This window comes from Catenuloplanes japonicus (assembly GCF_000717135.1).
Lineage (GTDB): Bacteria > Actinomycetota > Actinomycetes > Mycobacteriales > Micromonosporaceae > Catenuloplanes > Catenuloplanes japonicus.
The window spans coordinates 390116-414378 of the sequence record NZ_JNXY01000001.1 but is presented as its reverse complement, the minus strand read 5'-3'; the positions used below and the strand labels follow the sequence as shown (position 1 = coordinate 414378).

General features: G+C 72.6%; 13 protein-coding genes and 1 tRNA gene. 9 read left to right on the top strand and 5 right to left on the bottom strand.

Annotation, left to right across the window (positions count from 1 at the left end; translation table 11 throughout):
- The first annotated feature begins 138 nt into the window (after window positions 1–138).
- Entirely contained in the window at window positions 139–1539 is a 1401-nt protein-coding gene (locus tag OP04_RS01935) for a GGDEF domain-containing protein (RefSeq protein ID WP_198153653.1), read from the top strand.
- On the opposite strand, the gene OP04_RS54445 is transcribed toward OP04_RS01935, so the two are convergent.
- Window positions 1524–2918 (bottom strand): GNAT family N-acetyltransferase, encoded by a 1395-nt coding sequence (locus OP04_RS54445; protein ID WP_051796940.1) that lies wholly within the window; start codon window positions 2916–2918, stop codon window positions 1524–1526. The two genes, OP04_RS01935 and OP04_RS54445, sit on opposite strands and share 16 nt — an antisense overlap.
- A 72-nt stretch (window positions 2919–2990) precedes the next feature.
- Between OP04_RS54445 and OP04_RS01925 the strand changes: the two genes are divergently transcribed.
- Entirely contained in the window at window positions 2991–3854 is an 864-nt protein-coding gene (locus tag OP04_RS01925; protein ID WP_063746527.1) for a LysR family transcriptional regulator, read from the top strand.
- Between the two features lie 132 nt (window positions 3855–3986).
- Here the strand turns inward: OP04_RS01925 and OP04_RS01920 are convergent, their stop codons facing one another.
- Window positions 3987–5687 (bottom strand): hypothetical protein, encoded by a 1701-nt coding sequence (locus OP04_RS01920; RefSeq protein ID WP_033337629.1) that lies wholly within the window; start codon window positions 5685–5687, stop codon window positions 3987–3989.
- Window positions 5688–5849: 162 nt separating this feature from the next.
- On the opposite strand from OP04_RS01920, the gene OP04_RS01915 reads away from it, so the two are divergent.
- The 7 genes from OP04_RS01915 to OP04_RS01885 all read left to right on the top strand — a co-directional run bounded on the left by OP04_RS01915 (window position 5850) and on the right by OP04_RS01885 (window position 15555).
- Entirely contained in the window at window positions 5850–6890 is a 1041-nt protein-coding gene (locus tag OP04_RS01915) for a LacI family DNA-binding transcriptional regulator (protein WP_033337628.1), read from the top strand.
- Entirely contained in the window at window positions 6887–8911 is a 2025-nt protein-coding gene (locus tag OP04_RS01910) for a beta-galactosidase (RefSeq protein WP_033337627.1), read from the top strand. The genes OP04_RS01915 and OP04_RS01910 overlap by 4 nt, the downstream gene beginning before the upstream one ends.
- A 33-nt stretch (window positions 8912–8944) precedes the next feature.
- Complete coding sequence (locus tag OP04_RS01905) at window positions 8945–10258, top strand: ABC transporter substrate-binding protein (RefSeq protein ID WP_033337626.1); 1314 nt, start codon at window positions 8945–8947, stop codon at window positions 10256–10258.
- A gap of 60 nt (window positions 10259–10318) precedes the next feature.
- Window positions 10319–11233: a carbohydrate ABC transporter permease gene (locus OP04_RS01900; RefSeq protein WP_033337625.1), complete on the top strand. Its 915-nt coding sequence runs from the start codon at window positions 10319–10321 to the stop codon at window positions 11231–11233.
- Window positions 11230–12066 (top strand): carbohydrate ABC transporter permease, encoded by an 837-nt coding sequence (locus OP04_RS01895; RefSeq protein WP_051796938.1) that lies wholly within the window; start codon window positions 11230–11232, stop codon window positions 12064–12066. The genes OP04_RS01900 and OP04_RS01895 overlap by 4 nt, the downstream gene beginning before the upstream one ends.
- A gap of 103 nt (window positions 12067–12169) precedes the next feature.
- A complete protein-coding gene (locus tag OP04_RS01890; RefSeq protein WP_051796937.1) occupies window positions 12170–15442 on the top strand; it encodes an NACHT domain-containing protein in 3273 nt (1090 codons plus the stop codon).
- Window positions 15443–15482: 40 nt separating this feature from the next.
- A tRNA-Gly gene (locus tag OP04_RS01885) sits at window positions 15483–15555 on the top strand.
- 12 nt (window positions 15556–15567) lie between these two features.
- Here the strand turns inward: OP04_RS01885 and recD are convergent.
- From recD to recC, 3 genes are read right to left on the bottom strand one after another with little or no spacing between them, the layout of a single operon-like run.
- Window positions 15568–17484 (bottom strand): exodeoxyribonuclease V subunit alpha, encoded by a 1917-nt coding sequence (gene recD, locus OP04_RS01880; protein ID WP_051796936.1) that lies wholly within the window; start codon window positions 17482–17484, stop codon window positions 15568–15570.
- Window positions 17481–20918: a UvrD-helicase domain-containing protein gene (locus OP04_RS01875; RefSeq protein WP_232323429.1), complete on the bottom strand. Its 3438-nt coding sequence runs from the start codon at window positions 20916–20918 to the stop codon at window positions 17481–17483. Before OP04_RS01875 ends, recD begins: the two co-directional genes overlap by 4 nt.
- Window positions 20915–24211, bottom strand: a complete 3297-nt coding sequence (gene recC / locus OP04_RS01870; RefSeq protein WP_033337624.1) for an exodeoxyribonuclease V subunit gamma — start codon at window positions 24209–24211, stop codon at window positions 20915–20917. The genes OP04_RS01875 and recC overlap by 4 nt, the downstream gene beginning before the upstream one ends.
- Window positions 24212–24263 lie beyond the last annotated feature (52 nt).

Genomic DNA, 24263 nt, shown 5'->3' with positions numbered 1-24263 from the left:
CAAGTGGAGCGGACGACGGGAATCGAACCCGCGTAATCAGTTTGGAAGCCTGAGGTTCGCCTCGTGCGGGCCGATAGGTGGCCCATGAAACGTGTCCCGGCTCCGGCGGTACCGCTCGTCGCTGCGCTCGCGGGTGCGGTGTCCGTATTCGCACCGGGCACCGCGGCCGCCCACAACGCGTACCTCATCGGCTTCGGCGTGGTGGTGGTGAGCGCGTGGACAGGGCTGCGGGCGATCTCCGGTCCGAGTAAGGGCGCCTACCGGCTCGTCGCGCTCGCGCTGACGGTCTGGCTCACCGGCGACATCCTGTACGACGTGCTGACCCGCTTCCACGGCCCGCTCGGTGACGTCTCACCGTCGGACGTGCTCTGGCTGTCCGGCTATCCGCTGCTGATGGCCGCGCTGGTCAAGCTGGTCCGGTTGCGGGCGCCGGGCAGGCTGCGGGACGGCGTGCTGGACGCGGCCGCGATGACGACCGTGGTGGCCTGGCTGTTCTGGCAGTTCGTGATCCTGCCGGCGGCGGAGAGCCAGCACCTGTCGCCCGCCATGTTCGTCGGCGCGCTGTACCCGTTCGGCGACGTGATGTTCTTCGCCGGCTTCGCGATCCTGCTCTTCGCGCCCGGCACCACGCGCGGCTCGACCGGCTATCTCATCGCGGCGCTGACGCTGACGCTGGTCGGCGACATCAGCATCTCGCTGCTGCCGGTCCTGTTCGAGGAGCTGTCCCGGTCCGGCCAGGCGGAGCGGTTCGACGGCCTGCTCCTGCTGGCGAACAGCCTGCTCGCGGCCGCGCTCCTGCACCGGGACGCGGCGAAGGTCGCCCAGCCGGACAGCACGCTGACCGCGCAGCGGCTGCACCCGGCGCGCGTGGTGTTCCTCGGGATCGCGCTGGTGGTGCTGCCGACCGTGACCGGCCTGCACTCGTTCGGCACCATCGTCAGCCGGGTCTCGCTGTTCGTCTCGATCTCGATGCTGACCTCGTTCATCCTGGTCCGGTTCCTGTTCGTGGTCCGCGAGCAGGAGCGGATCAAGGCGGCGCTGGCGCATCAGGCCGAGCACGACCAGCTGACCGGGCTGGCGAACCGGGCCGCGCTCGACGCGCAGCTGGAGCTGGAGCTGTTCCGGGTGTCCGGTTTCGGCCCGGTCGTGCTCTACATGGACCTCAACGGCTTCAAGCAGATCAACGACCGGTACGGGCACGCGGCCGGCGACCTGATCCTGGTCGAGTTCGCCCGGCGGCTGACCGTGACGATCCGCCCGTCCGACACCGCGGCCCGGCTCGGCGGCGACGAGTTCGTGGTGCTGGCCACCGGCCTCGAGGACGAGGCGGACGCGCTGCGGCTCGCGAACCGGCTGCGCGCACTGGCGGACAAGCCGGTCGAGTGGAACGGCGAGCTGCTCTCCTTCGGCGTCAGCGTCGGCCTGGCGTCCTGGAGCGGGCTGGACCGCCCGAGCCCGGCCACGCTGTTCGCCACCGCGGACGCGGCCATGTACGCGGAGAAGGCCGCCCGCAGGGCTGAGGTTCAGCGCGTCCGGTAGTGGTATCGGTGGGAGAGCGTGAACCCGGCCCGCGCGTAGAGCGCCCGCGCGGCCGTGTTCCCGTCCTCCACCTGCAGGTAGAGCGGTCCGGGCGCCCACGCGCCGATCGCGGCGAGCAGCGCGGTCGCGATCCCCCGGCGGCGGTGTGCCGGGGCGGTGAACATGCAGAAGACGCCGGTCCAGCCGTCGACGGTGACCGCGAGCGCGAGCCCGGCGGTCGCCACGGTGAAGACGGCCGCGGGCGCGTCGATCCGGGCGATCACCGGCATCGACGAGACGTCTCCGGTGATCGCCGCGAACAGCGGCTCCCACGACGCCCGGTCGTCGTGCCGCGTCACCTCGAGGTCCGACGTGAGCGCCACGGCCGGCGCGGTCAGCACGAACGTCCGCCCGTCGAGCGCGTAGCCGCGCGATTCCAGCAGCGCGTCCAGCTCCGGATGCTGGTCCGCGGGCGCGATCTGCGCGACGGCCGGCGCCTGACGAGCGTCATAAAAAGCCTCCATCGAGGGTACGGCCGGAGCTCCGACCGGCAGCGCGGAGTTCGACCGCCGGCGCCCCACGCCCGGCGTGTGCCGCAGCAGCCAGCCGTCGCGTTCCTCGGTCTCGGCCGCGGGCCAGGACGACGCCGCGATCCGCTCGATGCGCCGGGCCCGCGCGCCCGCGCAGAGCCGTACCAGCGCCGGGACCAGCGCGCGCAGCATCGGCTCGTCCACGGCCGACTCCGGCGCGTACTCCGTGATCGTCAGGCCGATGATCTCGTGCCGGGCGGCGACGCCGGCCACGTGGGCGAGCAGTTGTTCCGGGGTCAGCCCGCCCGGCTCCGGACAGCCGACGGACCGGATCCCGTCCAGCACGTCCAGATCGACGTGGACGTGCACGACCGCGCCCGGATCCGGCGTGCTCCCGATGCCGGCGGACCGGATGAACGCGGACTCGGCCGGGTCGAGTGCGCGCGTGCCGACCAGCGCGACCTGTGCCGGCCACAGCGGGACCGCGGGCACCAGCGGGTCGGGCCCGTCGCCGAGCAGTGTCCGCAGCACCATGCCGTGGAACGCGCCGGACGGGGAGCTCTCCGGCGTGTTGAGGTCGCCGTGCGCGTCGTACCAGACGACGCCGAGCCGGTCCCCGTAGCGGGAGGCCGCGGCGGCGACCGGCGCGAGGTCGACGCCGCAGTCCCCGCCGACCACGACCGGGAAACCGTCGTCCGGCAGCGCGGCCCGCACCTGGGCCGCGGTCTCGGCCAGGGTGCCGCCGATCGGGACGCGCACGTGCCGGTCCGCGGGCACCAGCGAGGCCAGGAACGCGGCGCCGGGCACCAGTCTGCGCGCCGTGGCGGATCCGGAGCCGTCCCACTGCGGCACCTCGAGAACGGTGATCATGCGGCCAGTATCACCAGCACTCATCCGCCACGTCTACTTAGCGTTACTGCGTACACCGGTAAGATGCTCTTGATGTTGGACCCCACGCGGCTGAGACTGCTCAGCGAACTCGCCCGGCGCGGCACCATGATCGCGGTCGGTGAGGCCTGCCGGATGTCGTCCTCCGCGGTGTCCCAGCAGCTCGCCACGCTGGAACGGGAGGCGGGTGTGCCGCTGTTCACGCGCGCCGGCCGCCGGGTACGCCTGACCGCGGAGGGTGAGCGCCTGGTCGGGCACGCGCACACGATCCTGCACGCGATGGAGGCGGCGGAGGAGGACCTGCGGGCCGCCGCGACGCCGCGCGGGCCGCTGCGGGTGGCGTGTTTCGGCACCGCGACGGCCGCGCGCCTGCTCCCGGCGATCGTGGCGGCCCGGGAGCGGCATCCGGAGCTGCGGGTGATCGTGCACGAGATGGAGCCGCGCGAGTCGCTGGCCGCGCTGGCCGACGGTGGCTGCGACGTGGCGATCACGTTCGGCTACAACGTGATCCCGGAGGATCCGCCGCCGGGCACGACACGCCACCGGCTGGGCAGCGAGCCGATCATGCTGGCGCTGCCGGACGGGCGGGACACCCGGACCCTGCACGACGAGGCGTGGATCGCGGGCTCGGCCGGCACCACGGACCACGAGCTGCTGGACCGGGTCTGCGCGCTGGCCGGCTTCCGCCCGAACGTGGTGCACACCGCGGACGACTACGCGCTCGTGCTGCGCATGGTCCGGGCCGGTCTGGGCGTCGCGCTGGTGCCGGAGCTGGTCGCGTCCGTCACCGGCGTCCCGGACGGCGTGGCGCTGCGCCCGCTCCCCGGCCCGCCGATCACCCGCACCACGCACGCGGTCCTGAGAACCGAGACCCCGGCGGTACGCGCGCTGCTCTCCCTGCTCACCGCGCCGCGATGATGACCGGGCGTCCGCCGACGTCCGACGGGTGCCACGCTCCCCCACGATCGGGGCGTCCCGCACCTCGCTCTGACGACGTGCGGGACGCCCCGATCACCGGGACCCGAACGCGGCCTCGGCGCTGGGAGTGGGTCACACGTCGGCGAGCGCGAACGCGGCGACGTAGCCTTCGGCGCAGGCCACCACGACCGGTCCGGGCAGCCAGGCGATCCACCGCGGCGGGCTCGGCAGCTGGGCCCACGGCCCCTCCCGCCGGCGCAGGCCGTCCCGCAGGCGCAGTCCGTCACGGGCCGCGTAGGCGTGCCATCGCCCGTCCGGGCTGGTCGCCCCCGGCGCCCCGCCTACCGGCCCGGACCAGGGCGTCAGCCGGCCCACGTCGGCGAGCAGCCGGGCCTCGCGGGTGGTCCAGTCCCAATAGCGGTCGCCGAATCCGGTACCGGCGCCGACCACGGTGAAATCCAGCGACGCCGCGATCTGGGTGACCGGGTGGCGCAGCCACCGCACCCGGCGGTAGCGCAGCACGGTGTCCTCGTCCCAGACCAGCAGTTCCCCGCGGTACAGCCCGGCGCGCATCCGCGAGCTGCGATGCGCCGCGAACCAGCCGCCGTCCGGCGAGGCGGTCAGCGCGTAGGTGCCGGGCCCGAGCTGGTGATCCCGCCACCGCCGCTCGCCGGTGAGCCCGTCGACGACGCTGACCCGCCCGGCTGCGGTGATCACCACGATCCGCGATCCGCGCCGGTCCACCGCGAAGCACCGGACCTCCTTCAGCAGGACCGGCATCCACCGGCTGACCAGTATCGGCCGGACCGGCTCGGCCTGCAGGCGGTGTGCCTGGGCACCCCACGCCCCGTCGTCGAACCGGACCAGGTTCAGCAGCGTGTCCTCGCCGCCGTCACCCAGGTGCGGAAGAAGCTGCCGGTAGCGCCGTTCCGCGACGCTACCGGGGCAGGCCGCGACCAGGTCGCGCAGCGGGCCGAGCGGGCCGCTCTCGGCGAGACGTGCGGTGATCCAGCGCAGGTCCGTGGCGACCGCGGACGCGTCCCGGCCCGCCTCGCACAGGTGGGCGATCAGGTTCTCCCAGAGGTAGTGGCCGGGCGGTAGCTCCCACCAGGGGCGGTCGACCGTGTCGAGCAGCATTCCGGCCAGATCGGCGAACCAACCGGCGGGCCGGTCGTGGCGGGCGATCGCGCGGGCCACCGGGTGCGGCGACACGAGGCCGTCACCGGGCATCTCGATCAGTCCGCGGGCGGCGAGCCTGATCAGCAGGTCACGCGCGGTCTCGGCCGGCATTCCGGCGGTGGCCTGCCACAGCGCGAGCGCGGCGCCGTGGCTGCCGGGCTCGCCGCCGCCGAACCGGCGTGGCAGCACGGCCAGCTCCTCCAGCCGGGTCCGGGTGCCGGGCGGCATCCCGCGCAGCCGGTAGGTCAGCCAGCGCCGGGCCGCGCGGGCCGGCTCCACCGAGGCCACCTGGATCACGACCGCGTCCCACGACCGATGCGGCACGGCCGTGGTGACGACGAGCTCCGGAACGCCGGGCTCGCCGGTCAGCCATGCCACCGGCGGCTCCTCGACGACGCAGACCGTGTGGCCGCCGTAGCCGGGAAGCCGTTCCTCGCGCAGCTCCTCGTCCGCCTCGTCGTCGCCGGCGCGGTCGACGCGGAGCCAGGACACCGTGCCGAACGGCGCGAACTGCCGATCGGCGATCAGTCGTGAGGTGAACATGGCCAGGCCGATCGCGGCGCGCGGGCCCGGGTCGCGCGGCACCACCGCGACGCGCCGGAACGGGTTCCGCCGCAGCGCGTTCACCACCGTGTTCACATCGGACGGCGACATCCCTCGATGGTGTCAGCCACCCGCAAAGCACGCAGAGTCACCGTCCGAGCACTTTTTGATCAGAGGATTTCCTCGCGTAACACCATTGACATCTTCAGAACCGCAGCCCTAGCGTGTGCGAAACGTTTCGACAGCCATTCGGACGACGAGGATCGGTGGCGCATGATCTCGCTACGGGACGTAGCCAAGCGGGCGAACGTCGCGGTGTCGACCGCGTCCGCCGCGCTGAACGGCACGCGCCCGGTCGCCGCCGAGACGAAGCAGCGCATCGAGTCCGCCGCCGCCGAGCTGGGCTACCGGCCGAACGTGCTGGCCCGCGGCCTGGTCAGCAAGCGCACCCGGATCCTGGCGCTGCACTACCCGGCCCCGGCCTCCGGTTTCGGCCTGACCGAGATGCAGTTCGCGACCGGCGCGGCCGCGGCCGCCAGCGAGCTCGGCTACCACCTGCTGCTCTCCCCGGACAACGCGGACCCGCTGGAGGAGCTGCGCTACCTGACCGGCACCGGGCTGCTCGACGGCGTACTGCTGATGGAGGTGCGGCTCGACGACGCGCGGGTGGAGCTGCTGACCGCGCAGAACGTGCCGTTCGCGCTGATCGGCCGCACCCGCCGGCCGGAGCACCTGTGGTTCGCGGACATCGACTTCGCCCGGCTCGGCGCGGACGTGGCCGGCCACCTGACCGGGCTCGGCCACCGCGCGATGGCGTTCATCAACCACACCGGCGCGGCGTACGCGGGCGAGTACGGCCCCGTGGTGCGCATCGGCCAGGAGATCGCGGCGGCCGCGAAGGAGGCCGGGATGTCCTATGCGGACGGTTTCGACGCGGACACCGCGGAGCAGGGCCGGGCCGCGCTGCACGATCTCCTCGACGCCCATCCCGAGACCACGGCCGTGACGGTCTTCAGCGATCAGGCCGCGGTCGGCGTGCTGGCGGCCGTGGAGGATCGCGGATGGCGCGTACCCGATGATCTGACGGTCGTGATGGTGTTGACGTCCGCGCAGGTCGCGGCCATGTTCCGGCCGCAACTGACCACGCTGGAGCCGCCGAGCCTGGAGCTGGGCCGCCGTGGCGCGCAGATGCTGATCGAGCAGCTCTCGGACGAGACCGCGGGCCCGCCGCCCGGTGGCGAGCTGGTGCCGTGCCGCCTGGTCATCGGCGACAGTTCCACCACACCAAGAGACGACAAGGGGGTACGAGCGTGAGCGCGGACCGACCCGGCCTGCACACCGTGACGCAGGGCCGTGGGCTGCTCTTCGGCGGCGACTACAACCCGGAGCAGTGGCCGGAGCACGTGTGGGAGGAGGACGCCGCGCTGATGCGCAAGGCCGGCGTCAACCTGGTCACCGTCGGCGTGTTCAGCTGGGGGCGGCTGGAGCCGTCGCCGGGCGAGCGCGACTTCGCCTGGCTGGACCGGGTGCTGGAGCTGATGCACGGCGCCGGCGTGGCCGTCGACCTGGCCACGCCGACCGCGTCCCCGCCGCCGTGGCTCGGCCACCACTTCCCGCGCACGCTGCCGGTCAACGAGGCAGGCAACACGCTCTGGTACGGCGCCCGCAACCAGTGGTGCCCGTCGTCCCGTGACTACCACGCGCGGTCGACCGCGATCGTGACCGACCTGGTGGAGCGCTACGCGGACCACCCGGCCGTCGCGATGTGGCACGTCGGCAACGAGTTCGGCCAGGTCTGCTACTGCGACGAGGCGGCGGAGGAGTTCCGGTTCTGGCTGCGGCAGCGCTACACCGGCCTGGACGCGCTCAACGAGGCCTGGGGCACCACGTTCTGGTCGCAGCACTACTCCGAGTGGGAGCAGGTCCTGCCGCCGCGGCTGGCGCCCTACATCGTCAACCCGTCGCAGAAGCTGGACTGGGCGCGGTTCTGCTCGGACGAGCTGCTGGCGCACTACAAGGCCGAGCGCGACCTGATCCGCGAGCTGTCGCCCGGCAAGCCGATCACCACGAACTACATGGGTTTCTTCAAGCCGGTCGACTACTGGTCCTGGGCCCCGGAGCAGGACATCATCTCCAACGACTGGTACCCGGACCTGTCCGACCCGCGCTTCCCGGCCCGCGCCGCGCTCACCCACGACCTGATGCGCTCACTGGCCGGCGGCAAGCCGTGGATGCTCATGGAACAGTCGACCGGCGCGGTCAACTGGCGGCCGCACAACCTGCCGAAACCGGCCGGGCAGCTGCGCCTGGAGTCGTTGCAGGCGGTGGCGCGCGGCGCGGACGGGCTCTGTTACTTCCAGTGGCGTCAGTCCGCGTTCGGCGCGGAGCGCTTCCACTCCGCGATGGTGCCGCTGGCAGGTCCGGACACCGAGGCCCACGCGGAGGTGCGCGCGCACGGTCTCGAACTTCACGAGCTTCACGACATCGCGGGTACGGAGGTGCGCGCGGACGTCGCGCTGCTGCACGACTGGCACAGCTGGTGGGCGGCGGAGGAGCGGGCGCGGCCCAGCGACCGGCTGTCCGTGGTGGAGCAGCTGACCGACTACTACCACCCGCTCTGGCGGCGGGGGGTGACCGTGGACCTCGCGCATCCGTCGTCGGAGCTCTCCCCGTACCGGCTGGTCATTGCTCCTCAGCTTTTTGTGATCTCGGATGCGGACGCGGTGAAGCTGACCGAGTGGGTGCGGGCGGGCGGAGTGCTGGTCGTCGGGCCGTTCTCCGGGATCTCGGACCCGCGCGGGCACCTGCACACCGGGCGTTTCCCGGCGCCGCTGCGCGACGTGCTGGGCGCGTCCGGAGAGGCGTGGCGGCCGGTGGACGGCGAGGTCGAGTGCGCATGGCGTGATGAAACCGGTTTCAAGCAGGGGTTCTTCACGGCGCGGGACTGGACCGAGACGATCCGCGCGGAGGGGGCCGAGGTGGTGGCCACGTTCCCCGGCGATGGTCCGGCGGTCACCCGGCACGCGTTCGGGGCCGGCGTCGCCTGGTACGTCGCGACGCTGCCGGATGCCGCCGCGCTGGCCGAGCTGACCGCCCGATTCATGGCCGACGCACAGGTCTCGGGTGTGCTCGCTGAACTTCCCGAGGGGGTCGAGGCGGTGCGCCGCGGCGACCTGCTCTGGGTGCTCAACCACGGGGACGGCACCGTCTCCGTGCCCTTCGAGGGGGATGCCGTGGACGTGCTCACCGGTAGCCCACTGCGCGACGGGGTGGACCTCGCTCCTCGCGGTGTCGCGATCCTGCGGCAGCACGCCGGACCGCCGGCAACCCGATAAACATCGATATTTACCTGTAAAGCGGAGAAGATCATGCGTAGAAGGACCCTGCTGGCCACCTCGGCCGCCACCATGCTCCTGGCCGCCTGCGGCAACGGCGACGACGAGGGCGGCGAGAACGGCGCGGCCCCGGCGATCGAGGGCGACGAGAACGCGCCGGCCACGATCGTCTTCTGGTCCTGGGCGGAGAACATCCAGACCGTCGTCGACCTGTGGAACTCGAAGAACCCCACCCAGCAGGTACAGCTGTCCGGCCAGGCCGCCAGCGACGAGCTGGTGTCGAAGTTCCTGACCGCGTCCAAGGCCGGCAACGCGCCCGACGTGATCCAGGCCGAGTACCAGGCGCTGCCGACGCTGATCACGAACAACGCGCTGCAGGACATCACCAGCGTGATCGACCCGATCAAGGGCGCGTTCGCGGAGGGCACCTGGAACCTGACCTCGTTCAGCGGCGCCACCTACGCGATCCCGCAGGACGTCGGCCCGATGATGCTGTTCTACCGCGAGGACATCTTCACCGAGATGGGCTTCTCCGTGCCGAAGACGTGGGAGGAGTTCGGCGTGCTGGCCAAGGCCGTGCGCGCGAAGGACCCTGCCAAGTATCTGACCACGTTCTCACCGGGTGACGCGGGCTGGCTGGCCGGATTCGCGCAGCAGGCCGGCGCGAACTGGTGGAGCAACGCCAACGACGCCTGGAAGGTCGGCATCAACGACGAGGCCACCAAGAAGATGCTCGCGTTCTGGAGCGGGCTGGTGAACGCAGGCGACCTGCTGGGCGACCCGATGTATACGCCGCAGTGGAACAGCCAGATGAGCGACGGCACCATCATCGCGTGGCCGAGCGCGGTCTGGGGCGCGGGCGTGCTCGCCGGCGTCACGCCCGGCACCAAGGGCAAGTGGAAGGTCGCCCCGCTGCCGCAGTGGTCCGCGAGCGAGAACGTCACCGGTTTCTGGGGCGGCTCGTCGACCGGCGTGGCCGCGTCCTCGAAGCAGAAGGCGCCGGCCGCCAAGTTCGCCCGGTGGATCACGGCGGACCCGGAGGCGGTCGCGGCGCTCGTCAAGATCGGCCTCTACCCGGCGGCCACGGTCGGCCAGGGCGCGGACATGCTCGGCAACGCGCCGGAGTACATGAGCAACCAGCCCGACTACTACACGACCGCGGCCGCGATCGCGAAGACCGCGCGCGGCTTCGACAGCTGGGGACCGAACACGAACGTGGCGTACGGCGCGTTCGAGGACCTGCTGCCGACCGCGGTCAAGAACAAGACCGACTTCGCCGCGGTCGCGGACCAGGTCCAGACCACCTCGGTCGACGACCTCAAGAAGCAGGGCTACCAGGTCGCGTAACGCTGTCCGGCCCGTCGGCTGTTGCCGACGGGCCTCTGGTCCAGAACGGATGCGTGCAACATGACCACTGTTTCCCGGCGGCGCCGCCGTGGCCCCGGCGCGGCGCCCTACCTGATGGCTCTGCCGGCCGTCGTGCTCTTCATCGCCTTCTTCCTCATCCCCATCGGGTACGCGATCTGGCTCAGCCTGCACGCCATGCGCGTCCGCGGAAAGGGCTTCGGCGTGCGCACCGAGGTCTTCGTGGGGATGGAGAACTACGTCACCGCGATCACCGACTCGGCCATGTACGAGGCGCTGGTCCGCATGCTGGCCTACGGCGTGATCATGGTGCCGGTCACCATGGGCCTGGCGCTGTCGTTCGCGCTCATGCTCGACGTACCCCGGGTGGGCCTCAAGGGCTTCACCCGGATCTCGATCTTCCTGCCGTACGCGGTGCCCGGCGTCATCGCGTCCGTCCTGTGGGGCTTCACCTACCTGCCCGCGGTCAGCCCGATCACCCGGGCGTTCACCGAGCTGGGCCTGCCCGCACCGGACTTCTTCGGCGACGTCTCGATCTACTTCTCCATCGCGAACATCGCGATCTGGGGCTCGGTCGGCTTCAACATGGTCGTGCTCTACACCGCGCTGCGCGCCATGCCGGCCGAGGTCTACGAGGCCGCGAAGATCGACGGCGCCAGCGAGTGGCAGATCGCCTGGAGGATCAAGATCCCGCTGCTGGCCCCCGCGCTGATCATGACCTCGGTCTTCTCGCTGATCGGCATGCTCCAGGTCTTCAGCGAGCCGAACACGGTCAAGTCCGTCACCAACTCGATCACGCCGGACTGGGTGCCGCTGATGCGGATCTACCAGCAGGCGTTCATCGAGAACGACGTCTACCTGGGCTCGGCCACCTCGGTGCTGCTGGCACTGGTCACCGTGCTGTTGTCCCTGGCCGCCCTGGCCGTGTTCCGGCTGCGCGCCAGGAGGTCAGCGTGAATCGCCTCAAAATCGTGCCGACGATCGTGCTGGTCATCGGCGCGCTCTACTCCCTCGCCCCGATCCTCTGGCTGGTCTTCGCGTCCACCAAGGGTCCGGGCGAGCTGTTCACCACGTTCTCCGGATTCCCGTCCTTCAACGGCGGCTTCGCGGAGAACGTTTCTCAGCTCAATGCTTACGGCGGCGGCCGCTTCTGGAAGTGGACGCTCAACAGCCTCATCTACGCCGGCGGCGGCGCGTTCCTGACCGTGCTGGTCTCCGCCGCCTGCGGCTTCGCCATGGCGAAGTACCGGTTCCACGGCCGCGCGGTCATCCTGGGCTCGCTGCTGGCCGGCGTGCTCGTCCCCGGCATCACGCTGTCCATCCCCCAGTACCTGCTGCTCTCCTCGACCGGCCTGGTCGGCACGTACTGGTCCGTCATCCTCCCCAGCGTGATCAGCCCCTACAGCATCTACCTCTGCCAGGTGTACGCCGCCGCGTCCATCCCCGACGAGATGCTGGAGGCCGGCCGCGTCGACGGCGCCAGCGAATTCCGCATGCTGTGGTCGATCGCCTTCCCCGTCATGATGCCCGGCCTGGTCACGGTCTTCCTGCTCCAGTTCATCGGCATCTGGAACAACTTCCTCCTCCCCTACATCATGCTCGCCAACGACGACCGCTTCCCGCTGACGGTGGGCCTGTACTCCCTGCTCAACCGGGGTGCGTCACAGCCCGCGCTGTATACGCTGGTCATCACCGGCGCCCTGATCTCCATCATCCCGATCTTCGCGTTGTTCCTGTTCCTCCAGCGCTACTGGAAGCTCGACCTGGTCGCGGGCGGGGTCAAGGGCTGAGCCGCTTCCGCCCGCATCCCTCTTCCGGGGTGCGGGCGGCCTCCTCGGTCGCGCGCGCCCGGCATGATGGGTGGTCCATCCACTGCGGACGCGAGGAACGCCGATGGCCAGGACGCTCAGCTACTCGGACGCCGCCCGGTTGCTCGGCGGGCAGGACAACCCGATCGTCGCCGCGCTGGACGTCGTGGCCGGCGGGCTGCTGCTGGCCTCCGCGCCGTTCGGGCCTGCGGCGGTGCTCGGCCTGTTCGACGCGAAGGCCGAGGTCGTCCGGCTCAGCCACAAGCTCGTCCGGTCGCTGACGGCGCAGTCGTCCGGCCTGTCCCGCCACGGCCGGACCGCGCGAATCAGCGCCGCGCACTCGATCCTCGTGGTCACCGCCTACTTCGAGGCGCTCGACCGCGCGGACCTGCCGTTCCGTTTCGCGGACCTCAAGCTCGACCGTGCCGAGCAGGAATACCTGGCGGCGAGCGCCGCCGACGAGGTCACCGACACCGCGCTCGACCTTCCGGTGCCGATGCCCAGGGCTCACGAGCCCGAGGAGGACTTTCACGGGCGGCTGACGGATTACTACACCCGGTTGTCGGCCGCTGTGCACCGGTTCGTCCAGGGCCTCGACCCGCACGATCGGCTGACCGAGACCGCCCAGGACCGCGCGGCCCAGGTCTTCGCGGACCTGCCGCCGGCAGCGGTGGACCGTTACGCCGACCTGTCCCGGCAGTTCGCCGTCGACTTCCCCGAGGTGGCGACGTGGTCCGCACGACGTGATCACGCCGCGACCCGGGCCGGAGTCCGGCAGCTCGGCACGACGCTCTCCGAGGTGCACAGCATCCTGGCGAGGATCTCCACCGGGTGCGTCCCGGACGCACGCCGGGCCGGACTGGCCATCGCATACCGCAGCGATCTCGACCGACCGCTGATCGACGCGGCCGACACCCCGCCCGGCCTGACGATCCCGACGCTGGCCGAGGCATATGTCGAGCCGCTGTTCCGGGTGGCAGAGATCCAGCCCGGCACACCGTCCAACGAGGAGCGGTGGTGGAACCAGCGGGAGATCCGCGACGACCTCGAAGGCTTCCTCACCGGTCATCTCACCTCGCCGCAGGCAACGGTCGCGCCTCTGCTCGTGCTCGGTCAGCCCGGCTCCGGGAAGTCCGTACTGACCAAGATCCTGGCCGCACGCCTGCCCGCCGCCGATTTCATGCCGGTCCGGGTCGTCCTGCGCGACGTGCCGGCCGACGCCGACCCGCAGGAACAGATCGAGGACGCGGTGCGGACCGCCACCGGCGAACGGCTGGAGTGGCCCGCACTGGTCCGGACCGCCGGGGACGCGCTGCCGGTCGTACTGCTGGACGGCTTCGACGAACTGCTCCAGGCGACCGGCGTCAGCCAGACCGACTACCTGATCAAGATCGCACGCCTGCAGCAGCGGGAGGCCGACCAGGGGCGGCCGCTCGCGGTCCTGGTCACCAGCCGGACCAGCGTCGCCGACCGGGCACGCCCGCCGGAGGGCACGGTCGCGATGCGGCTGGAGCCGTTCGACGAGGATCGCGTCACGGCCTGGCTCCGCACCTGGAACGCGGCCAACGCCGGCTACTTCTCCGTGCAGGGCCTGACCCGGCTCGGCCCCGAGATGGTGCTCCGCCACCGTGACCTGGCCGGGCAGCCACTGCTGCTGCTCATGTGCGCGCTCTACGACGCGGACAGCAACGCGCTGCAGAACCTCGCCGAGGATCTCGGGCAGGGCGAGCTGTACCGTCGCCTGCTCCACGACTTCGCCGTCCGCGAGCTGGCCAAGGGCGGGCCCGAGCCGGACGAGCGGGCCATCCGGGAGGAGCTGGACCGACTGTCCGTGGTGGGCCTGGCGATGTTCAACCGCGGCGCGCAGTGGATCACCGAGGCCGACCTTGAGGAGGATCTGACCGCGCTGTCCGGCGCGCCGGTGCCGGGCCGGCAGCTCGGACGGCGTGCACCGCTCGGCGCCGCGGAACGGATGCTCGGCAAGTTCTTCTTCATCCACCGCTCGCAGGCCACCCGCGACGGCGCCGAACTGCACACCTACGAGTTCCTGCACGCCACGTTCGGCGAGTTCCTGGTGGCCCGGCTCGTCTGGTCCGCGCTGCGCGAGGTGGCGAAACTGGAGGCGGTGGCCGCGTCCGGGTTCGGCAACGCGCCGGTGTCCGACGACCGGCTGCACGCGCTCCTCTCGTTCTGCCCGCTCTCCAGCCGCGCGCCGATCATGGGCTTCCTCGGCGAGTTCGCCGACGCGCTCCCGGCGGCGGAACGAGAGTCGCTGGCCGCGCAGGTGATCCGGCTGTTCCGGACCGTGCACGAGGAGCGGCCGCCGCGCGCGAACGCCGGCTACCGGCCCCGGCGGCTGTCGGTCACCGTGCGCCAGGCCGCCTACAGCGCGAACCTCGTGCTCCTGGCCGTCTACCTGGGCGGCACGGTCAGCGGGCGGCAGCTCTTCGGCGCCGGAGAGGACCGGGTTGCGGACTGGCACCGCGAGGCGCTGCTGTGGCGTTCACAGCTGAGCAGCGAGGACTGGTCCAGCATCGGCTACGTGCTGGAACTCCATCGGACTCTCGACAGCGGGAACGAGCGCGACATCCGGCTGGAGCTGACCAGCGAGGACATCGTGCCATCGCCGTTCGATCCGTCGTGGACGTACCAGGTCGGTGGAACGGAGGAGAGACATGACCACTACGCCCAGCACGACGCCAAGGCTCTTATCCGTAAGGGCTACCTGATCTGTGGGAACCTCGACGACGCCATGCTTCACGCACTCGCCCCGGTCCTCGAAGTCTTCCCGTTCTCGACCGGATCATTCCATCGACTCGACGACGGGGAGTATGCCTCGGCGGCGCACAGTCTGCTAGAAGCCTGGACCATGCCGGTGTCGGAGACGGACTCCGCAAGCCGTCGAAGCACGTATCTCCGCTGTGCGATTGCTGCTGCAGGTGAGGGTTCCGGCTACGCTCGCCTGCTCCTCGACCGCTTGGCCACCGATCCACAGGCAGATGCTGACCTGACCGCCGACGTCCTCATCGTGTTGTTCGACCAAGATTTCTACTTCGACGAGGATGAGCGGCTCGCCGCTGCACGCTGCGTCCTGCCGCACCTCGAACCTCCTCGCCGACAGAACGATGTGGCCATATCTCGACTTTTGTCGGTCTTCCATAACATCCTCAATTTTCCGGAAGAAAAGGACAGCCGAAATATCGCGCTGACCTGGATTCGGCTTGCCGAACTCGATGTCTTCAGGACCGATAGGCTCGACGATCAGTGGCCCGCACACCCGGACCTCAGCGAACGCTTCCGTCAGGCGATCGCCTCGAACCGGAACCCCGGTGTCACGTCGATGGACGGGGTCGTCTAATGTTCTCTCTGTCGCCGGGAGCAACACACCGAGTTGACATGCGGACGTAGCGCAGCTGGTAGCGCATCACCTTGCCAAGGTGAGGGTCGCGGGTTCGAATCCCGTCGTCCGCTCTCTCACGAGATTCACAGAGCCAGGCTCTCCCGCAGGCCGCTCGCCCGCGCGATCGGTGTCAGCACCGCGGCGCGCACCGCCTCCTCGCTCCCGATCACCCGCAGGCTCGACTGTGCCCTGGTCACGGCCGTATACAGCAGTTCCCTGGTCAGCAACGGTGAGCCCGCGGGCGGCAGGATCAGCGTCACCCGGCGGAACTGGCTGCCCTGGCTGCGGTGGACCGTCATCGCGTACAACCGTTGCACGTCGGACAGGCGTGACGGCAGGATCAGGACCGGGTCACCCCCACGGGCGAAGGCGGCGCGCGGGCCCTCCGGCGTCGACACGATCACGCCGGTGTCGCCGTTGTAGAGGCCGCCGTCGTAATCGTTGGCCGTGACCAGCAGCGGGACGCCGGGCTGCCACTCCCCCAGCACCGGGTCGTCCCGCCACCGGGCGATCTCGGCGGTCCAGCGCCGCACGCCGTAGAACCCGCGCCGATGACCGCAGAGCAGCCGGTGCTCGTCCAGCGCCGCGAGCGCGCCGACGACGTCACCCGATCGGGCGGCCTCCGCCACCGTGGACAGCGTGGTGATCACCTCGGCGCGCAACTCCTCCACGCCGGACGGACGCGGACGCTCCAGCTGCGCCTCCGCCACGAACGTGATCGCCGGACCCGCGCGCAGGCAGTCGAGGACAGCGTCCGGATCGCCGGCCCGGATCGAGGACGCCAGCGTGGCCAGCGCGCCGCCGAACCGCCAGGTCCGGTTCAGCGTGACCACGCCGTTGACCACGGGCGTGTCGCAGGAGACCGCGCGCAGGCCGGTCGTGAGCTCGGGCGACGGTCTCCCGCCGGCCCGGACGATGTCGCCCAGGACCGCGCCGGCCTCGACGGAGGCGAGCTGGTCCGGGTCGCCGACCAGGACCAGGCGCGCGTCGGGGCGCACGGCCTCGATCAGCCGGGCCATCAGCGTCAGCGACACCATGGACGTCTCGTCGATCACGATCACGTCGTAGGGCAGCCGGTTCGCCCGGTCGTGCCGGAAGCGGGTGCGCGCGCCGGGGCGACGGCCGAGCAGCCGGTGGATCGTCGACGCCGTCAGGTCGCCGATCGCGGCCCGGTCGGCGGGTGACAGCGCCGCCGCGCGCACCGCCTCCTCCAGCCGGGCCGCGGCCTTGCCGGTCGGTGCGGCCAGCGCGATCCGCGGCGCGCGTCCGGGTTGCCGCGCCAGCACGGCCAGCAGCCGCGCGATCGTGGTCGTCTTCCCGGTGCCGGGCCCGCCCGCCAGAACGGTCACCCACCGTAACGCACTCACCGCCGCCGCCAGCCGTTGCCGTTCCGCTTCCGGCTCCCCGAACAATCGGTCAAGATCCGCGCGTAACACCCCGGGATCCGTCACCGGCGGCGTGGCGGCAGCACGTTCCTGCAGGTCGCGCCGCACCTGCTCCTCCTGTCGCCAGTACCGGTCCAGATACAACAACCCACGCACCAGCCGCAGCGGCCGCCCGTCAACCCCTGCAACACCAGCCCTCGTGGGTACGCCCCGCACTCCCCCACTCCGCTCCGTGACCGACTTCTCCCCAACGCCCCCACCGGATCCCGCCGCGCCGCCACCCTCGCCCACGGTCGTGAGCGGGCTGCGGGCGCACGCGGCCAGCCAGGCCGACGGTGCGGGCCAGGGCAGGGCGCCGATGTCGAGCGGCTGCTCGTCGTCGCCGAGAACGGCCACGCTGCGCGCGATCCCGGCCAGGTCCACACAGACCGAGCCGTGCCGCAACGCGCGCACCGCCAGCGCCACCGCGAGCCGCACGGTCTCGTCCCCCTCGCCGCCGAGCGTGGCGGCGCGGCGCGCGGTGTGCACGTCCGCGAGCGCCAGCACCCCCGCCCGGTGAAACGTCCCCAGCAACCCGGTCACGTTCCACGCGACCTCCACCGCCGGCGCGGTCACGGCTCACCCCCGTCACCGCCGGTCGGCGCACCGTCGCCCGGCGACACGGTCTCGCCCGGCGGCAGGGTCCCGTCGCGCGGCCCGGACCCGTCGAGCAGCGTGGACAGGGCCAGGACCAGGCCGGCCGGGGGCTTCCAGGAGAAGACGCCGTGCGGGACGCCGTCGACGGACGGGGTGGCCGGCCCGCACATGCCGCGCAGGAACAGGTAGAGCACGCCGCCGAGGTGCCGCTCCGGGTCGTACCCCCGTTGTCTCCACCGCAGGTAGCGGTGCAGTGCGACCGCGTAGAGCAGCGCCTGCAGCGGGTAGTGTGCGGCGGCCATCGCGGCGGCGAGCGCGGACGGACGGTAGTGGCCCGCGGTCAGCGGTTCCGGCCCGGCCGGTCCGAGGTCGCCGAGCCAGTTCGTCTTGTAGTCGACGACCAGGTAGCGGGGGCCGTCCACGCGCAGCACCGCGTCGATGCTGCCGGTCAGGTACCCGCGCAGCGGCTGGTCGGCCAGTTCGGGCACGCGCAGCCGCGCGGCGTACCCACGCAGGGGTTCGGTCTCCCACGCCGCGAGAACCTCGGCCGCGTCGCCCAGCGTGACCTCCGCGTGGGTGGCGTCGCCACCGGCGAGCGGCAGCTCGAAGTCCAGCTCGGGCAGCCGGTCCGCGGGCGTGAAGTCGGCGAGGCTGCGGCCGTCCGCGAGCGGGCCGAGCGGTGTGCGCAGCGACGGCAGCAGCGCGGCCGCGAGCACGTCCGGGTCCAGGCCCGCGGGGCCGGGGACGAGGCGGGCGCGGGCGGCCAGCGCGGCCCCGAGATCCGGCGCGGTGGTGTCCAGATCCTCCAGCACGGCGTGGACGAGCGTGCCGAACACCGCGCCGGTCGGCAGCCCGGACATCGGCGACGGCGGCCCTTCCGGCACGGTGTCCTCCGCCCGGAACCCGGTGATCTCCTCATCGTTGAGCAGGTCCCCGGCCGGTTCACTGGTGACGCCGGGCCCGTCACCCGCCCCGGACACCTCGTGAGCACCGGACACGCCATCGGCACCTGGCCCGCCGTGAGCGCCGGAAGGGCCGTGTGCGCCGGACGTGAGCCGCGAGTAGGACGTGCGACGCCATCCGGTGTCCAGTCGTCGGCGGAACCGCGCCGCCCGCAGCACCGGCGTCGCCACCGGCGCGGGCGTGAACCGCGCCGCCGCCACGGACACCGGCGTGACCGAGAAGACCGGTGACGCCAGACTCCGGAACGCACTCAGCGCGTCCGCATCGGACGGCACCGGGCATGCGGCCGGCGGCACCTCGCCCGGCGCCGGACGGCCGATCAGCAGCCGGTGCAGCGCGGACTCCTTCGTGTTCGCGGTCGGCGCCCACCACGCCACGATCCGGCTCTTCGCCCGGGTCAGCGCCACGTACAGCAGCCGCAGATCCTCGCCGCCCTCCTCGGCCCGGTGCCGGCGCAGCGCCTCGGTCTCCCGCGTCCCGGCCACGTCCAGCACGCGCGTGCCGTCGTCGGTGTGGAAGCGCAGCAGCTCGGGCTGGGACGGCACGTGCCGGTCCCACCCGAACGGCAGGTAGAGGACGGGGTATTCGAGGCCCTTCGCGGCGTGCACGGTGAGGATCTGCACGGCCGCGAGGTCGGACTCGAGGCGGCGGCTGCGCTCCAGGCTGACGTCCGCGGGCGCGTCCTCGATGCGGTGCCGCAGCCATTCGACGATCGCGGCCAGGCCGAGGCGGCCCTCGACCGCGGCCGTGTGCAGCGCGAGTCCGATGTGGCGCAGGTCGGTGAGGTGGCGTTCGCCGGTGCGCCGGGCCAGCAGTCGCCGCGCGAGGCCGGTCGCGGTGATCGCCTCCAGCAGCGCGGCCACGCCGTGGTCGGTCAGCAGCGTGGCCCAGCGGCGCAGCGTACCCCCGAGGTCTTCGAGATCCTGTTCGCCGGCGGCGGCGAGCCGGTCGGCGGGCCAGCCGATGATCGCGGTGAGCGCGGCGGCCGCGACGCGGGTGGTCCGGTGCGGCTGTTCCAGGCCCTCCAGCAGCGCGAGCCAGTCGGCGGCGGCCGGGGTGCCGAAGACGCTGGTGGTACCGGCCAGCACGGCGGGAATCCCGGCCGCGGCCAGCGTCTCCCGGATCTGCGTGCCCTGCTTGTGCGTGCGCACCAGCACCGCGATGTCGCCGGGCGTCGTGACGGGAACGGCCTCACCGGGCGGCTCGGCGGCCTCGCCCGGCGAGCTGTTCGAGGTGCCGGAACCCGCGATGTCGCCGGATGCGGTGATCGTCGCGGCCAGGTCCGCGGCGAGATCGGCGGCGACGGCCGCGCGGGCGTCGTCGATCGGGATCAGGCCGCTCCTGTTGAGCGTGAACCCGTCGCGACCGAGCACCCGCAGCCGGAACGGCGGCCCCGGCAGCCGCGCGCCGGCCTGCGCGGCCGCGACCGGACGCACCGTGATCCGCGCGTCCCCGAGCGCGGCCCCGCCGAACACCGTCTCGCACGCCGCGAGCACGCCCGGATCGCTGCGCCAGTTCCGCCCGAGCGTGGCGTGCGCGGGTGCCGCGTCGGCCGCCGCCAGGTAGGACACCACGTCCGCGCCGCGGAAGCCGTAGATCGCCTGCTTCGGGTCGCCGATCAGCACCAGCGTGGTGTGCCCGTGGAACGCCTTCTCGACGATGCTCCACTGCACCGGGTCCGTGTCCTGGAACTCGTCGACCAGCACCACCGCGTAGCGATCCCGTAGGCGTTGCCGCACGTCCGGGTCGTCCAGCGCCGCGTGCAGCCCGTCGATCATGTCGTCGTAGCAGTAGAGCCGCGCCTGCCGCCGCCGTCCGTCCACCTCGGACCGGACCGCGGTGGCGAACCGGCTGCGCACGTCCGGGCCGGAGGGCGCGAGCCGGGCCTGTGCGTCCGCCACCGCCTCGCGCGCGATCTCCAGCGCGATCCGGCGGCCGAACGGTGGCTCCTCCGCGCCGGGCACGCCGTACTTTCGCAGGTAGAGATCGTCGGCGACCTCGGTGACCAGGTCGTTCAGGTTCTCGGCGAACGTGGCTGCCGGGTCCGCGTCCGCGGCGAGGCCGAGCTCCGCGAGCATGCGGTGGCAGAACTGGTGGGTGGTGGCGATCGTGGCGGCGTCGAAGTCGCGCAGCGCGGCGGCGAGGCGGGCGCGACGATTCTCCAGCTCATCCGGGGGTACGGCGGAGAGCAGCGCGGCGAGCGGATCCCCACCCGGATTTTGTCCGATTTTTCGCGAAATATCGACGAGCCGTGCGCGGACCCGTGAGCGCAACTCCGCGGTCGCGGACCGGCCGAACGTGACCAGCAGCAGCTCGTCCAGCCGCGCCCGCCCCTCCGCCACGTAGCGGGCCGCCAGCGCCGCGATCGTGTACGTCTTCCCGGTCCCCGCGCTCGCCTCCAGCACCGTCGTCCCGGACGGCAGCGGCCCGCACACGTCGAACCCGCTCACGGCCGGTCCAGCGTCTCCGCCGCGCGCAGCGGCTCCCACACCCGCAGCGCCAGCTCGCCGAACCGGTCGTCCGCGACGATCGCCCGCCCGGCCCAGACCATGGTGGCCGCCGACCCGTGCGCCTCGAACCGGTTCCACTCCTTCTTCGCATGTTCCAGACCGCCCTCGGCGTACGCGTGCGAGGTCTTCATCGCCATCGGCAGCGGCGCGCGCATCCCCTCGTCCCAGAGCGCGGCCAGGTCCGCCAGCACCCGCAGCGCCACGTCGTGCCCGATCGGCCCGAGCGTCGACCGGCGTGGCGCCGCCCCGAACCGGTCCCGCCCGATCGTCACCGCCCGCCACCGCCGCCCCGGCACGCCCGCGGTCAGCGCGCACAGCGCCAGCCAGGCCCGCAGCCGGTGTTTCGGGCCGAGCCGCGCGTAGTTCGCCGACAGGATGACGTCGCCGTGCAGGCTGCCGACCGTGCCCGCCACGCGTCGCCCGCCCGGCAGCGTCACCTCCAGGTCGTGCGCGTCCGGCAGGCCGGTCAGGTGCGGGAGCGCGGCCGTGGCCAGGCGTTCCGCGTCGCCGCCGATCGTGTCCAGCAGGCGTGCGCCGAGCGGGCCGGGCGGGACGACGCCGCGCCGCCACTCCGCCTGCACGCACCGGCTCAGGTCCGCGCCGGCCAGCCGGGCCCGCAGCAGCCGGTCCCCGACGCCCCACTTCTCCAGCTCGTCGAGCTCGACCGGCAGGCCGTCCGCCGGGTCCTCGTCGTCCGCGAAGAAGCTGATCCCGAGCCGCCGCCGCAGGAACGCGCCGACCGGATCGTCCAGGAAGTGCCGCAGGTCGTCGAGCCGGATCACGTCCTCCACCGGCGGCGCGGGCAGCGGCGTGTCCAGGAACCGCGGATCATCGCGCCGCGGCCCGGCCGCCGCCTCAGCGCCCGCGCACGCGTCCCGGTCGAAGCTGCGCAGGTCCGTGAAATTGCGCGCGTCGAACGCCTGCAGCGGGTGCCGCGTCACCGGTGCGCGCAGCACATCCACGATCTCCGCCAGGGGTACGGCCGGGGGCCGCGACGCGTTCGTCCGCTCGTCCGCGCCGGAGTAGCACAGGATCAGGTGCTCGGTCGCGGCCGTCACCGCGTCCAGCAGCAGCTGGCGGTCCTCGCTGCGCGGGTCCCGCTCCCCCGCGCACGGCGTGCGTCCGAGCACGTCGTCGCCGTCCCGGCCGGACCCGCGCGGGAAGCTGTCGTCGTCCAGCCCGAGCACGCACACCACCCGGTGCGGGACCGAACGCATCGGCACCATCGTGCACATCGTCAGGTCCCCGGTCCGGAAGTTCGCCCTGGTCGGCCGGCCGCTCAGCCGCTCCTCCAGCAGCGCGTCCACGTCCGGCCCGCCGAGCGGGACCGTCCTCGCGTGCGCGCCCGCGGTCGCGACCACGTCGGCCAGCTCCGCGTCGAACCGGGCGGCCTGCCAGGCGTCCGCGTCCGGCACGCTGGTCAGGCCGTGCACGCCGTCCCGGATCGCGGCGATCCAGCCGGTCAGCGGGTGCTCGCCGCGCAGCGCCGTCAGCGTGGCCGAGAGCCGGTCCACGATCTCCGCGAGCCGTCCGGCCAGGTCGGCGTCGGTGGAGTCGACGTCGTCGAGCGGGAGCGCGGTGCCGAGCCAGCACAGCTCGTCCTCGGACATGGCGACGCCGAGCAGGATCCGGTCCAGGCCGGCCGCCCAGGTGTTCGGTCGCACGTCCAGCCGGTAGCGGGCCCGGTGCTCCGGATCCAGCCCCCACCGCACGCCGGAGCGGACCACCAGGTCACGCAGCCGGTCCAGATCGTCGTCGTCCAGCGCGAACCGGCGTCGTACCGGCGGCTCCGCGATCAGGTCCAGCACCTCCGCGGCCGTGACCCGGCTGTGCGCCAGCGCGAGCAGCCGCCCGGCGACGCCGAAGAGCGGATTGACCTGGAGCAGCGCACGGTCGGCGAGCCGGACGCGCAGGCGGTGGGCCGGGTGCCCGGTCCCCGGCGGCAGCGCGGCCCCGAGCCCGAACGAGGCGGAGATCAGCGGCGCGAACGTCTCGATGTCCGGGCACATGACCAGCATGTCCCGCGGCTCCAGCGTCTCGTCCGCCGCCAGCAGTCCCAGGATCACCTCCCGCAGCACCTCCACCTGCCGTACGGGCCCGTGACAGGCGTGCACCTGCACGCTGCGGTCCGCTGCGCCCGTGGCAACCGGCGCGGGGGCGCGATCCGGCGGGAGACGGGCGTCGTCCGTTTCCGGCGCGGGGCGCGGGGCGGTCTGGAGCCCGCCGGCCGACGCGTCGACCGGCACGTCGTCCGCGATCGCCTGCTGGAGGCGGCCGAGGAGCGTGTCCGGGCGGGGTGCGGCGGGGTGGTGGACGGTCGCGGCGCCGGCGAGCGTGAGCTGGAGTTCGCGGGCGTCCCGGCCCAGGGAGGCGAGCAGCGGGTGTCTCGGCAGGTCGCGGGTGGGGTCGGTGGCGCGGGCGACCGGGCCGTGGAGCGCGGTCGCGTGCGGCGCCACCCGGTCCCAGAGCGCGGGTGACGGGTGCGGGAGCCAGAGGTGCACGTCGCGGCGGTCGCCGAGCGCGGCCAGGACCGTGACGTGCGCGGCCGGCAGCCGGGTCGGGCCGAAGACGGAGACGCGGGCGGGCAGCGCGGCCCGGTCCGGTTCGCGGCGCAGCACGTCGCAGAGATCGGTGAGGCGTTCGGCCGGGCTGGGCACGGTCTGGTGCTTGCGGACGCGACGCCACAGCTCCGCCTGCCAGTGCAGATCGTCCGGCAGGTGCCCGCCGAGCCCGTCCGCGTCGTCGCCGCCGGCCCACGCCGTGATCATGTCCGGGCGGTGCAGTCCGTAGGAGTCGAACAGCCGGGCCAGCCGCCAGGCCGTCGCGTACCGCCGCCCGCGCCGCACGTCGTCCGCGTCGTCCGCGCCGAGATAGACGCGCAGCCGCCGGCACCACGCCTCGGACATGCCGTGGTCGATCACGTCGAGCAGCACCCAGACGAGGTGCGCCGGCCGCCACGGGTCCTCCGCACGCCCCGGCCCGCCGACCGCCGCCCCCACGCGCGCGATCAGCTCGGTGACGGACGGGAACCCCACGTTCGCGCAGACGCCGTCGCCGCGGCCGTCCGCCGCCCCGAGGTGGTGCGACAGCCGCTGCGCCAGCCAGCGTTCGACGCCGCGCGACGGCACCGCCACCACCTCCGGCGCGAACGGATCGCCGGGCGGTTCCCGCAGCACCCCCGCGAGCGCCTCCGCCAGACGGTCCGCCCGCTCGGCCCGGTGCACGCGCAACATGAGTACCCCGAGCCCGATGGTACGGCCTTCGTCCCCCTATATCCGCCCAAAA